This is a genomic window from Acidovorax sp. A79 (genome assembly GCF_041154505.1).
Taxonomy (GTDB): Bacteria; Pseudomonadota; Gammaproteobacteria; order Burkholderiales; family Burkholderiaceae_C; genus Acidovorax.
This window is the reverse complement of sequence record NZ_AP028672.1, coordinates 1,372,452-1,384,672: the sequence shown is the minus strand read 5'-3', so window position 1 is coordinate 1,384,672 and position 12,221 is coordinate 1,372,452. Positions and strand designations below refer to the sequence as shown.

The window sequence follows — 12,221 nt, the reverse complement described above, 5'->3', positions numbered from 1 at the left end:
TTAGCCACCGTGCTGCGCCACAGCCGAGTGTGCTTGGCATTCCCCCACCACCCAGTCCCTGAACGCCTTCACCAGCGGCGTCTGCGCGCGCGCCTCCGGGTACACGAGGTAGTACGCATCGGTGCTGGTCAGTACCGTGCCCGACAGCTCCACCAGGCTGCCCGCCGCCAGCTCCTGCTCGATCAGGAAACGCGGCAGCAGCGCCGCGCCCAGGTGCGAGACGGCGGCCTGGGCGATCATGGCGAAGTGTTCGGACTGGGGGCCGCGCAGGGCCAGGGCCGTGGGGGCGCCCACCAGCTCGAACCACTCGGCCCACTGGGTGGGGCGCGTGCTTTGCTGCAGCAGCACCACGCGGGTCAGATCCTGTGGCGTGCGGATGTGGTGGCGGTCGCGGTAGGCGGGGCTGCACACGGGCACCGTCTCTTCGTGCATCAGGTATTCGCACACGGCACCCGCCCAGTGCGGCGCACCGAAGTGGATGGCCGCGTCGAACGGTGTTCCCGCGAAATCAAAGGGCTCGGTGCGGGCCGAAAAATTGACCATGGCCTCGGGGTGCTGGGCCATGAAGCCGCCCAGGCGTGGGATGAGCCAGCGGGTGCCCAGCGTGGGCAGCACGGCCAGGTTGAGCAGGCCGTCGGTGCTCGCGAACGCCATGGCCTTTTGCGTGCTGGTCGACAGCTGCTGCAGCACGGCCAGCACGTCGGCGGCGTAGACGCGGCCCGCGTCGGTGAGCACCACGCGCTGGCGCACGCGGTGGAAGAGGGCGGTGCCCAGTTGCTCCTCCAGCTGGCGGATCTGGCGCGACACGGCGCTTTGCGTGAGGTGCAGCTCCTCGGCCGCGCGCGACACGCTCTGGTGGCGGGCAGCCGTTTCAAAGGCCAGCAGGTCGGCGGTGGAAGGCAGGAAGGAGCGGCGCAGCATGGTCATGCGTGGGGGGAATGATCGGCGGTGGCCCAGGCAAGGCCTTTCAAGTCCGTGGCACTGATGCGGTGTGCGGTGCGGGCTCCTGCTATTTTCAGGTACTTCATTCCAATTTGTGATCAAGTAGTTCCATTTTTTTGCTATCCAGCGCGGCAGGATTGGCGGATATTGGCGCCTTCATTGCGTGTTTTCTCCTGCGCTGCCCCTTTTTCCTGCCCTTCTGATCCTTGCGAGCCGCCATGTCCGTCACCCCTGCCGCCACCCCCCTCGTGACCGAAGTCGATCAATTGCTGCAACGCCTGGGCGTGCCCCGCGCGGGCTACACCGGTGGCACGCTGGCCGCCCGCTCGCCCATCACGGGCGAGGTGCTGGCCCGGGTGCCGCAGCACGGCCCCGCCGAGGCGACCGCCGCCATCGGCCGTGCGCATGCGGCCTTCCAGGCCTGGCGCAACGTGCCTGCGCCGCGCCGGGGCGAGCTGGTGCGCCTGCTGGGCGAAGAGCTGCGCGCCGCCAAGGCGGACCTGGGACTGCTCGTCACCATCGAGGCGGGCAAGATTCCGTCCGAAGGCCTGGGCGAGGTGCAGGAGATGATCGACATCTGCGACTTCGCGGTGGGCCTGTCGCGCCAGCTGTATGGCCTGACGATTGCCACCGAGCGCCCCGGCCACCGCATGATGGAAACCTGGCACCCGCTGGGCGTGTGCGGCGTGATCTCGGCCTTCAACTTCCCGGTGGCCGTGTGGTCGTGGAACGCGGCGCTGGCGCTGGTGTGTGGTGATTCGGTGGTGTGGAAGCCGTCCGAAAAGACCCCGCTCACGGCCCTGGCCACGCACGCCATCGCGCAGCGTGCCATCGCGCGGTTTGGTGCCGACGCGCCCGAAGGCCTGCTGGAGCTGATCGTGGGCCAGCGCGACATTGGCGAGGTGCTGGTGGATGACGCCCGCGTGCCCGTGCTGTCAGCCACGGGCTCCACCGCCATGGGCCGCGCCGTGGGCCCGCGCCTTGCAGCGCGTTTTGCGCGCGGCATCCTGGAGCTGGGCGGTAACAACGCCGCCATCGTGGCGCCCTCGGCCGATTTGAACCTGGCCCTGCGCGGCATTGCGTTCGCCGCCATGGGCACGGCGGGCCAGCGCTGCACCACGCTGCGCCGTCTGTTTGTGCACGAGAGCATTTACGACCAGCTGGTGCCCCAGCTGACCAAGGTGTACGCCAACGTGCAGGTGGGCGACCCGCGCACGCCCGGCACGCTGGTGGGCCCGCTGATAGACCGCCCTGCGTTTGACGGCATGCAAAAAGCGCTGGAGCAAAGCCGCGCGCTGGGCGCTACGGTGCACGGTGGTGGCCGCGTGGAAGGCGTGGGCGGTGCGGATGCGTATTACGTGCGCCCCGCTCTGGTGGAGTTGAAAGCCCATGAAGGCCCCGCGCTGCACGAAACCTTTGCGCCCATCCTGTACGTGGTGCGCTACAGCACGCTGGACGAAGCCATCGCGATGAACAACGCCGTGGGCGCGGGCCTGTCGTCGTCGATCTTCACGCTCAATGTGCGCGAGGCCGAGCTGTTCATGTCGGCAGCCGGCTCGGACTGCGGCATTGCCAACGTGAACATCGGCCCGAGCGGCGCGGAAATCGGCGGCGCGTTTGGCGGCGAGAAGGAAACCGGCGGCGGGCGCGAGGCGGGCTCCGACAGCTGGAAAGCCTACATGCGCAGGGCGACGAACACCATCAACTATTCCACGGCACTGCCGCTGGCGCAGGGCGTGACCTTCGACGTGTGAGCAGCGCAGTGGCAAGCGCTTTCATGCCGGCTGAAACGCCACCCATCGTCGTCATCGGTGGCGGCGTCATCGGCAGCGCCATCGCGTACTTCCTGACGCTGCAGCAGCCGGGCTGCGCGGTGGTGGTGGTCGAGCGGGACCCGACCTATGCGCGCGCATCGTCCGCGCTGTCGGCCAGCTCCATCCGCCAGCAGTTCTCCACCGACATCAATGTCCAGATCTCGGCCTATGGCATCGACTTTCTGCGCAATGTGAACACGCTGCTGGCCTGCAGCGGCGACGCGCCGGATGTGGGCCTGCACGAGGGCGGCTATCTGTACCTGGCCACCGCGGCCGGCGAGGCCACGCTGCGCGAGAACCATGCGCTGCAAAAGCGTCACGGCGCCGATGTGGCGCTGCTCGGCCCGCAGCAGCTGGCCGGGCGTTTTCCGTGGCTGGCGCTGCAGGACGTGGTGCTGGGGTCGCTCGGGCTGTCGGGCGAGGGATGGTTCGACGGCTACCTGCTGCTGACCGCGCTGCGCAAGAAGGCGCAGAGCCAGGGCGTGCGCTACGTGGCCGATGAGGCCGTGGGCCTGGACGTGGTGGCTAGCGATGGCGTGCGGCATGTGCGTGCCGTCCGCCTGAAAAGCGGTGGCGAGCTGCCGTGCCGCTTTGCGGTGAACGCGGGTGGCCCCTGGGCCGCGGCCATCGCGGGCTGGGCGGGCATCGGCCTGCCCGTGGTGGGCAAGCGCCGCACGGTGTTCCACCTGGCCAGCCCCGCGGCGCTGCCCGGCTGCCCGCTGCTCATCGACACCAGCGGCATCTGGCTGCGGCCCGAGGGCTCGGGCTTCATCTGCGGCTTTGCACCGCAGGCTGGCGACGATGCCGACTTTGCGCCGTTGGAGCCGGAGCACCACGCTTTTGAAGACCACGTGTGGCCTGCCCTGGCCGAGCGCATTCCGGGCTTCGAGGCACTGCGCATGCAGGGCGCCTGGGCGGGCTACTACGAGATGAACACTTTCGACCACAACGCCATCGTGGGCCTGCATCCGACGTGCGACAACCTGGTGTTCGCCAACGGGTTCTCGGGCCATGGCCTGCAGCAGTGCCCTGCCGTGGGGCGCGGCCTGGCCGAGCTGATGCTGACGGGGCGCTACCAGAGCCTGGACCTGTCGCCGCTGTCCATCGAGCGCATCGCGCGCAACCAGCCGCTGCTGGAGAAGAACGTCATCTGAACCCAGGAGCCCCGCACCGGGGCCCCGCCCATCCGGCCCTTCCTCTTTTTCGACGCTTTCCCACCTGCCAACCACAACACAACCGGAGACAACGACCATGGCAATTTCCCGCAAGACATTCACCGCGCTCGCTGCAGGGCTCGCACTGGCCTGCACGGCCTTCGTGCCCGCGCAGGCGCAACCCGCCATGCCCACGCTGGAGAAGATCAAGGCATCGGGCAAGGCGGTGCTGGGCGTGCGCGAGACCTCGCCGCCCATGGCCTACGCACTGGGGGCCAACGAGAAATATGTGGGCTACCATGTGGAGCTGTGCGAGCGCGTGCTCAAGGAAATCGTGCCCGACGCGAAGCTCGAGTACATGGCCGTGACGGCGCAGAACACGATGCCGCTGGTGCAGAACGGCACGCTGGACATCGGCTGCGGCCCCACCACCAACAACCTGGCGCGCCAGCAGCAGGTGGCTTTTGCCGTGACCACCTATGTGAGCGAGGTGCGCATGGCGGTGCGCAAGGATTCGGACCTAAAGTCCATCAGCCAGCTGGGCAACCGCACGATCGCGGCCTCCACCGGCACCACGGCCGTGCAGCTGCTGCGCAAGCAGGAGCGCACGCTGGGCGCACCCGTCAAGACGGTGCTGGGCAAGGACCACCACGAGAGCTTCATGCTGCTCGAATCCGGCCGCGCTGATGCGTTCGTGCTGGACGACAACCTGCTGGCGGGCCTGATCTCCAACTCCAAGGACCCGTCGGCCTACCGCATCGTGGGCGAGCCGCTGGGCGCCGAGCCGATCGCGCTGCTGTTCCGCAAGGACGACCCCACCTTCAAGGCCGCGGTGGACGGCGTGCTCACCCGGCTGATGCAGAGCGGCGAGATGGAAAAGATCTACACCAAGTGGTTCGTGAACCCCATTCCGCCCAAGAACATGAGCCTGAATTTGCCGCTGGGCACCACGCTGCGCCAGCTGTTCTCCGCACCCAACGACAAGCCCCTGGAGTCCTACCAGCAATGAACGCCGCCATCCCCGCCACAGCCTTTCGCGCGGCCGACCGCATCAGCGCCATCGGCGTGTCGGACATCGTGCGCATCACCCAGGCCGCCAATGAATTGAAGCGCCAGGGTCAGCCCGTGATCGTGCTGGGCCTGGGCGAGCCGGACTTCGACACGCCCGTGCACATCCAGGAGGCCGCGCAGCGCGCCATGGCGCGGGGTGACACGCACTACACGGTGCTCGACGGCACGCCGGAGCTCAAGGCCGCGATCCAGCTCAAGTTCCGCCGCGACAACGGCCTCGCGTTCGCCACCAATGAGATCACGGTGGGCGCCGGTGCCAAGCAGGTCATCTACAACGCGCTGATGGCCAGCCTGAACCCCGGCGACGAGGTGATCCTGCCCGCGCCGTACTGGACCTCGTATGCCGACATGGTGCTGATCGCGGGCGGTGTGCCCGTGGTGGTGCCGTGCAGCGAAGACAACGGCTTTCGCATCACGGCGCAGGAGCTCGATGCCGCCATCACGCCGCGCACGCGCTGGGTGTTCATCAACTCGCCGTCCAACCCCAGCGGCACGGCCTACAGCGCCGAGCAACTGCGGCCCCTTCTGGAGGTGGTGCTGCGCCACCCGCGGGTGTGGGTGCTGGCGGACGACATCTACGAACACATCCTGTACGACGGCCATGCGTTCGCCACGCCGGTGGTCGTGCTGCCCGCGCTGCGCGAGCGCACGCTCACGGTGAACGGCGTGTCCAAGTCGTACGCCATGACGGGCTGGCGCATCGGCTACGGCGCGGGCCCGCGTGCACTGATCGCGGCCATGGCGGTGGTGCAGAGCCAGGCGACGTCGTGCGCATCGTCCATCAGCCAGGCGGCGGCGGTGGCGGCGCTCACCGGCCCGCAGGACGTGGTGGCCGAGCGCTGCCGCGAGTTCCAGGCGCGGCGCGACCTCGTGGTGGCTTCGCTCAACGCATCGCCGGGCCTGCGCTGCCGCGTGCCCGAGGGTGCGTTCTACACGTTTGCCAGCTGCGAAGGCGTGCTGGGCCGCACCACGCCGGGCGGCGCGCTGCTGCGCACGGATGCCGATTTTTGCGACTACCTGTTGCGCGAGTTCCACGTGGCCGTGGTGCCGGGCAGCGTGCTGGGGCTGGCGCCGTATTTCCGTATCTCGTACGCTGCCAGTATGGCCGACCTGCAGGGGGCCTGCTCACGTATCCGCCGTGCGTGCGAGGCGCTGCGCTGACCCGCCTGTTTTCCTCGTTTGATATTTTCCCGTTCCGGACCTTTTGACATGACCACGCCTTCCACCTCCAGCCCCGCCCCAAGCCGCACCGGCGGCCAGATCCTGGTGCAGCAGCTCATCACCCATGGCGTCAAGCAGCTGTTCTGCGTGCCGGGCGAGAGCTACCTGGCTGTGCTCGATGCCCTGCACGATGCGGACATCGGCGTGACGGTGTGCCGCCAGGAAGGCGGCGCGGCCATGATGGCCGAGGCGCAGGGCAAGCTCACGGGGCAGCCAGGCATCTGCTTCGTGACGCGCGGGCCGGGCGCCACCAATGCGTCAGCCGGGGTGCACATCGCGCACCAGGACTCGACCCCGATGATCCTGTTCGTGGGGCAAGTGGCGCGCGGCGCCATGGGGCGCGAGGCGTTCCAGGAGCTCGACTACAGCGCGGTCTTCGGCACCATGGCCAAGTGGGTGGTGCAGATCGACGACCCGGCGCGTGTGCCTGAACTCATCTCGCGCGCCTTCCACGTCGCCACCTCGGGCCGCCCCGGCCCGGTGGTGGTGGCGCTGCCCGAAGACATGCTGACCGAAGCCGCCAGCGTGGCCGATGCGCTGCCCTACCAGGTCACCGAGACCCACCCCGGCGCCGCGCAGATGGCCGAGCTGGCCCAGCGCCTGCAGGCCGCCCAGAGCCCCGTGGCCATCCTGGGCGGCAGCCGCTGGTCCGAGCAGGCGGTGCGCGAGTTCACGGCGTTTGCCGAGGCGTGGTCCATTCCGGTGTACTGCTCGTTCCGCCGGCAGATGCTGTTTGCCGCCACCCACGCCTGCTATGGCGGCGACCTGGGCCTGGGCGTGAACCCCAAGCTGCTGGCGCGCATCCGCGCGTCCGACCTGGTGCTGGTGGTGGGCGGGCGCCTGTCCGAAGTGCCGTCGCAGGGCTACGAGCTGTTCGGCATCCCCACGCCCGCACAGCCCCTGGTGCATGTGCATGCCGATGCCGATGAACTGGGCAAGCTGTACCGCCCCACGCAGGCCATCCACGCCACGCCGCAGGCCTTCGCCGCGGCATTGGATGCCGTGCGCCCTGCGGCGCCGGTGCCGTGGAAGGCCCACACCGAAGCCGCCCATGCCGACTACCTGGCCTGGAGCGACACCGCGCCCATCCGCATCCCCGGTGATCTGCAGATGGGCCAGGTGATGCAGCACCTCAAGGACGTGCTGCCCGCCGACACCATCTTCTGCAACGGCGCGGGCAACTTCGCCACGTGGGTGCACCGCTTCTGGCCCTTCACCACCTATGCCAGCCAGCTCGCGCCCACCAGCGGGTCGATGGGTTACGGCCTGCCGGCCGGTGTGGGCGGCAAGCGCCTGTGGCCGCAGCGCGAGGTGGTGATCTTCGCGGGTGACGGCGACTTCCTGATGCACGGCCAGGAGTTCGCGACCGCCGTGCAGTACGGCCTGCCGATCATCGTGGTGCTGCTGGACAACGCCATGTACGGCACCATTCGCATGCACCAGGAGCGCGAGTACCCGGGCCGCGTGAGCGCCACGCAGCTCAAGAACCCCGACTTCAAGGCCTACGCCCAGGCCTTCGGCGGCCACGGCGAGCGCGTGGAGCGCACCGAAGACTTCGCCCCCGCCCTGGCGCGCGCGCGCGCCAGCGGCCTGCCCAGCGTGCTGCACTGCCTGATCGACCCCGAGGCGATCACGCCCACGGGAACGCTGCAGGGCCTGCGCAACGCGGCGCTCGCCAAGAAGCAATAGACACAATCAATACCGCAGCCCAAACCCTGTGGTCGGCCGTGCGGCTGACAGCAGGGTGTCTGCGCTTTTGCGCACAATGGAGGCCGTGACCTCCGCACCGCCCGACGAGCCCTCCGCACCGCGCCTGCGCCGCATCGCGCACCTCGACATGGATGCCTTCTTCGCATCCGTCGAGCTGCTGCGCTACCCCCAGCTCAAGGGCCTGGCCGTGGTCATCGGCGGCGGGCGGCGCAAGGTGGACGAGCTGCTGCACCAGAGCCCCGATGGCCAGGGCCTGCGCGAGCCGCATTTCATTCCGGTGGCCGACTTTCCCCTGCTCAAGGACTATGTGGGCCGGGGCGTCATCACCACCGCCACCTACGCGGCGCGGCAGTTCGGCGTGGGCTCGGCCATGGGCATGATGAAGGCGGCCAGGCTGTGCCCCCATGCCATCGTGCTGCCCGTGGATTTCGACGAAGTGCGCCGCTTTTCGCGCCTGTTCAAGAGCACCATCACCGACATCGCTCCGGTGATGCAGGACCGGGGCGTGGACGAGGTCTACATCGACTTCACCGACGTGCCCGGGGGCCAGCGCGAAGGAGGCAGGGTGCTGGCACGGCTCATCCAGAAGAGGATCTTCGACGTGACGGGGCTGACCTGCTCCATCGGCGTGGCCCCCAACCGGCTGCTGGCCAAGATGGCCAGCGAGTTCAACAAGCCCAACGGCATCTCCATCGTCTATGAGTCGGATCTGCAGGCGAAGATCTGGCCGCTCAACGTGCGCAAGATCAACGGCATCGGCCCCAAGGCGGGTGAGAAGCTGGCGCGCCTGGGCATCGAGACCATCGGCCAGCTGGCGGCGCAGGATGAACAGTGGCTGATGGGGCACTTCGGCAAATCGACGGGGGCGTGGATGCACCGGGTGTCCTGGGGGCGGGACGACAGCCCCGTGGTGACCGAAAGCGAACCCGTGAGCATGAGCCGCGAGACCACCTTCGACCGCGACCTGCACGCCGTGCGCGACAAGGCGGAGCTGGGCGCGATCTTCACCGACCTGTGCCTGCGCCTGGCCGAAGACCTGCAGCGCAAGGGCTATGTGGCGCGCACCATCGGCATCAAGCTGCGCTACGACGACTTCAAGATCGCCACGCGCGACCACACCGCGGGCATCTACACGGCGGACGGCGCCACCATCCGCCAGCTGGCCGGGCAGTGCCTCAAGCGCGTGCCGCTGGACAAGCGCCTGCGCCTGCTGGGGGTGCGGGCCAGCACGCTGGCGCGGCGCGGGGAAGAGCCGGTGCTGGAGCCACGCACACCGGTGCCGGCCGGCGGCCGGGGGCGGCGGCCCGACGCGCAGGCCACCATGGAAACCGGTCAGCTTTTCTAGGCCCGAGGCTGCGCCCGGGGCCGCCCGTTCTCGCGGCACCACCGCAATTCTTTTGGTGCCAGACGGTGTGATCGGCAGGTAGACTTGATCGGTATCAAGCGGTAGCGGACCGCGCCGCCTGCCGACGATGCGGGCCCATCAGGAGCTTTCCATGCGCATCAACCTGCCGGTGACCCAGCAGAATTTCGACTACCCCGGCGATGAGCTGCTGGTGTCCAGCACCAACACCAAGGGCGAGATCACGCACTGCAACCCCGCCTTCGTGCGCGTGAGCGGGTACAGCCACGACGAGCTTGTCGGCCAGCCCCACAACATCATCCGCCACCCCGACATGCCCGCCGAGGCCTACAAGGACTTGTGGCGCACCGTCGGCCGGGGGGAGCCCTGGACGGGGCTGGTGAAAAACCGCCGCAAGAATGGCGACCACTACTGGGTGCGGGCCAATGTCACGCCCATCATGGAGGGGGGCAAGCCCCGCGCCTACATGTCGGTGCGCACCAAGCCCAGCGCGGCGGAGTCCGATGCCGCCGAGGCCCTGTATGCGCAGATGCGCCGCGATGCGGCCTCGGGCGCGCGCAGTTTCTACCTGGACGCCGGCAACCTGCGCTACCGCGGTGTGCGTGGCTGGCGGCAGCGCATGGCGCAAATGGCGTTGCTGCCCCGCATGGCGCTGGTGCTTGGGGTGTTGCTGCTGCTGGCGCTGGTGCCCGACATGCTGGGGCTGCAGGGCCCCGTGGCCTGGGTGACGCGCCTGGTGCTGCTGCTGGTGGGGAGCGGGTGGGCGCTGTGGCGCTACCAGGCCACCGTGCTGCGGGGCGTGCACGATGCGACCCGGTTCGCCTCCGACATCTCGGCATGCAATCTGGCCACCTCGGTCCACGTGGACTATCCACCGCCATTGGGCGCGCTCATGCAGCGGCTGCGGCAGACGCAGGTCAACCTGCGCGCGGTGGTGGGCGATGTGCGCACCGAAGTGCGCAGCTTCACCCAGTCGGCCGCCGAGATTTCGCGCGGCAGCCTGGACCTGTCGGCACGCACCGAATCGCAGGCGAGCAGCCTGGAGGAAACTGCCGCGTCGATGGAGCAGCTGGCCAGCACCGTGCAGCAGACGGCCGACACCGCCGCCAAGGTGTCGCACGAGAGCGCGCAAAGCAGCGACATCGCCACGCGCGGCGGCCAGGCCGTGCAGGAGGTGGGCACTGCCATGCAGGAGATGAAGCAGTCGTCCACGCGCATCAGCGAGATCGTGGGCGTGATCGAGGGCATCGCCTTCCAGACCAACCTGCTGGCGCTCAATGCCGCCGTGGAGGCGGCCCGCGCGGGCGAGCAGGGCCGGGGCTTTGCCGTGGTGGCGGGGGAGGTCCGGGCCCTGGCGCAGCGCAGCGCCAGCTCGGCCAAGGAGATCAGCGGCCTGATCGGCGCGACGGTGAACCAGATCGCCAACGGCGCGCAGCAGATGGACCATGCGGGCACCACCATCCAGGGCGTGGTCAACGCCGTCGGGCGGGTGAGCACGCTGGTGCAGCAGATCAGCAGCGCGACCAAGGAGCAGTCCCAGGGCATCGCCCAGGTCAACGAGGCTGTCACGCAGCTCGACACCGTGACGCAGCAGAACGCGGCGCTGGTGGAGCAGTCGGCGGCATCGGCCCAGGGCCTCAAGGAAAGCGCCCTGTCGCTGGGCCGGTCCGTGGATGTGTTTCGTCTGGGCTAGCGGCCCTGCGCCGTGGCGGGGCGCGCGGTATTTCTTGACGAATTCTTACTCGTAACTTACAGTGAATTTCCCGTTTTCCGGGAGGTTCCCATGACCCTGAACGAGCTGCAACGCATCAAGCAGTGGCATGTCGCGCACAAGGCCGAGCACCCGCTGGAGTACCACCTCTGGGACCTGGTGCTGACGATCTGGATGCTGGGGTGGGTGGGCTGGTTTCCCATCTGCGCCTTTGGCGAGCCCTGGACCGCGCCGGTGTGCCTGGTCGCCATCTTTCTGCCCAGCCTGTATGTGACCTGGCGCACCCGCGCGCATGCGCGCCACACCCTGCGGTGCGACTGGATTGACGCGCGCGGTTAGCGGATCTTTGGAGGGCCTTACTGGCGGGCGGTGCGCACGTTGTGCGGCAGGCCCTGCGGGTGGCTGGTGCGCAGCGGGTTGATGTCCAGGCCGCCCCGGCGCGTGTAGCGCGCATACACGGTGAGCTTGATGGGTTTGCAGCGGGTCCACACGTCCATGAAGATGCGCTCCACGCACTGCTCGTGGAATTCGTTGTGGTTGCGAAAGCTCACCAGGTACTGCAGCAGGCCTTCCTGGTTGATCTGCGGGCCGCTGTAGCTGATCTGCACGCTGCCCCAGTCGGGCTGGCCCGTCACCAGGCAGTTGCTCTTGAGCAGGTTGCTGGTGAGCACTTCGGACACGGGGGCCTCGCCAAACACGGCCGTCAGCAGCTCGGGCGCGGGCTGGTACTGCGTGCATTCCACGTCCAGCCGATCGAGGCTCAGGCCGTCGAGTTCGTGCACGGGCTCCTGGTCGAACAGTTCGGGGCTGAGGAGCCGCACGCCCACGGTGGCCGGGTGCTCCGCGCCGCGCCACACGGCCTCGCTGATGTCGGCACGGACGCGGGCCTGCACCTCGGCCGCATCCGTGAATCGGGTGTTGTTGAAGCTGTTGAGGTAGAGCTTGAACGACTTGCTCTCCACGATGTTGGGGGTCTCGCACGGCACGGTGATGTGCGCCAGCGCCACCTGCGGCTTGCCGCGCTGGTTGAGCCACGACAGCTCGAACGCCGTCCACAGGTCGGCGCCGAAGAACGGCGCGGCGCCGGTGACACCGATCTCGGCCCGCTTGCCCGCGCGGGGGATGGGGAACAGCAAAGAGGCGTCGTACTGGTCGATGTAGGCCGACGCCTTGCCGAGTTGGGATTGTTCCGGGGTGTTCATGGATACTATTAAATTGATAGCTTGTAGCGCAAT

General features: G+C 68.5%; 11 protein-coding genes. 8 read left to right on the top strand and 3 right to left on the bottom strand.

Features of this window, described 5'->3' with window-relative positions:
• Together ACAM51_RS06265 and ACAM51_RS06260 are read right to left on the bottom strand one after the other, a co-directional pair.
• Entirely contained in the window at nucleotides 1-921 is a 921-nt protein-coding gene (locus ACAM51_RS06265) for a LysR family transcriptional regulator (protein WP_369643778.1), read from the bottom strand.
• A gap of 103 nt (nucleotides 922-1,024) precedes the next feature.
• Nucleotides 1,025-1,162 (bottom strand): hypothetical protein, encoded by a 138-nt coding sequence (locus ACAM51_RS06260; protein ID WP_218340085.1) that lies wholly within the window; start codon nucleotides 1,160-1,162, stop codon nucleotides 1,025-1,027.
• On the opposite strand from ACAM51_RS06260, the gene ACAM51_RS06255 reads away from it, so the two are divergent.
• The 8 genes from ACAM51_RS06255 to ACAM51_RS06220 all read left to right on the top strand — a co-directional run bounded on the left by ACAM51_RS06255 (nucleotide 1,161) and on the right by ACAM51_RS06220 (nucleotide 11,325).
• A complete protein-coding gene (locus ACAM51_RS06255; protein WP_369643019.1) occupies nucleotides 1,161-2,696 on the top strand; it encodes an aldehyde dehydrogenase family protein in 1,536 nt (511 codons plus the stop codon). The two genes, ACAM51_RS06260 and ACAM51_RS06255, sit on opposite strands and share 2 nt — an antisense overlap.
• Nucleotides 2,697-2,719: 23 nt before the next feature.
• Entirely contained in the window at nucleotides 2,720-3,910 is a 1,191-nt protein-coding gene (locus tag ACAM51_RS06250; RefSeq protein WP_369643018.1) for an NAD(P)/FAD-dependent oxidoreductase, read from the top strand.
• Nucleotides 3,911-4,007: 97 nt separating this feature from the next.
• Nucleotides 4,008-4,919: an amino acid ABC transporter substrate-binding protein gene (locus tag ACAM51_RS06245; RefSeq protein ID WP_218340087.1), complete on the top strand. Its 912-nt coding sequence runs from the start codon at nucleotides 4,008-4,010 to the stop codon at nucleotides 4,917-4,919.
• Nucleotides 4,916-6,142, top strand: a complete 1,227-nt coding sequence (locus ACAM51_RS06240; protein WP_369643017.1) for a pyridoxal phosphate-dependent aminotransferase — start codon at nucleotides 4,916-4,918, stop codon at nucleotides 6,140-6,142. The genes ACAM51_RS06245 and ACAM51_RS06240 overlap by 4 nt, the downstream gene beginning before the upstream one ends.
• A gap of 48 nt (nucleotides 6,143-6,190) precedes the next feature.
• The gene (locus ACAM51_RS06235) at nucleotides 6,191-7,891 is read left to right on the top strand and encodes a thiamine pyrophosphate-binding protein (RefSeq protein WP_369643016.1); all 1,701 of its coding nucleotides are present in this window, start codon (nucleotides 6,191-6,193) and stop codon (nucleotides 7,889-7,891) included.
• A 76-nt stretch (nucleotides 7,892-7,967) separates the two neighbouring features.
• Entirely contained in the window at nucleotides 7,968-9,257 is a 1,290-nt protein-coding gene (locus tag ACAM51_RS06230) for a DNA polymerase IV (protein WP_218340089.1), read from the top strand.
• A 151-nt stretch (nucleotides 9,258-9,408) separates the two neighbouring features.
• On the top strand, nucleotides 9,409-10,968 hold the full coding sequence (locus ACAM51_RS06225; RefSeq protein ID WP_369643015.1) for a methyl-accepting chemotaxis protein: 1,560 nt from the start codon (nucleotides 9,409-9,411) through the stop codon (nucleotides 10,966-10,968).
• A 90-nt stretch (nucleotides 10,969-11,058) separates the two neighbouring features.
• Nucleotides 11,059-11,325 (top strand): hypothetical protein, encoded by a 267-nt coding sequence (locus ACAM51_RS06220; RefSeq protein WP_218295616.1) that lies wholly within the window; start codon nucleotides 11,059-11,061, stop codon nucleotides 11,323-11,325.
• 17 nt (nucleotides 11,326-11,342) lie between these two features.
• Here the strand turns inward: ACAM51_RS06220 and queF are convergent, their stop codons facing one another.
• Nucleotides 11,343-12,188, bottom strand: a complete 846-nt coding sequence (gene queF / locus ACAM51_RS06215; protein ID WP_369643014.1) for an NADPH-dependent 7-cyano-7-deazaguanine reductase QueF — start codon at nucleotides 12,186-12,188, stop codon at nucleotides 11,343-11,345.
• Nucleotides 12,189-12,221 lie beyond the last annotated feature (33 nt).

Coding starts and splice junctions, on each gene's coding strand:
- ACAM51_RS06260 (WP_218340085.1), bottom strand. CDS start 1,162: ATGGCGGCTCGCAAGGATCAGAAGGGCAGGAAAAAGGGGCAGCGCAGG.
- ACAM51_RS06265 (WP_369643778.1), bottom strand. CDS start 921: ATGCTGCGCCGCTCCTTCCTGCCTTCCACCGCCGACCTGCTGGCCTTT.
- ACAM51_RS06255 (WP_369643019.1), top strand. CDS start 1,161: ATGTCCGTCACCCCTGCCGCCACCCCCCTCGTGACCGAAGTCGATCAA.
- queF (WP_369643014.1), bottom strand. CDS start 12,188: ATGAACACCCCGGAACAATCCCAACTCGGCAAGGCGTCGGCCTACATC.
- ACAM51_RS06230 (WP_218340089.1), top strand. CDS start 7,968: ATGGAGGCCGTGACCTCCGCACCGCCCGACGAGCCCTCCGCACCGCGC.
- ACAM51_RS06235 (WP_369643016.1), top strand. CDS start 6,191: ATGACCACGCCTTCCACCTCCAGCCCCGCCCCAAGCCGCACCGGCGGC.
- ACAM51_RS06245 (WP_218340087.1), top strand. CDS start 4,008: ATGGCAATTTCCCGCAAGACATTCACCGCGCTCGCTGCAGGGCTCGCA.
- ACAM51_RS06250 (WP_369643018.1), top strand. CDS start 2,720: ATGCCGGCTGAAACGCCACCCATCGTCGTCATCGGTGGCGGCGTCATC.
- ACAM51_RS06225 (WP_369643015.1), top strand. CDS start 9,409: ATGCGCATCAACCTGCCGGTGACCCAGCAGAATTTCGACTACCCCGGC.
- ACAM51_RS06220 (WP_218295616.1), top strand. CDS start 11,059: ATGACCCTGAACGAGCTGCAACGCATCAAGCAGTGGCATGTCGCGCAC.
- ACAM51_RS06240 (WP_369643017.1), top strand. CDS start 4,916: ATGAACGCCGCCATCCCCGCCACAGCCTTTCGCGCGGCCGACCGCATC.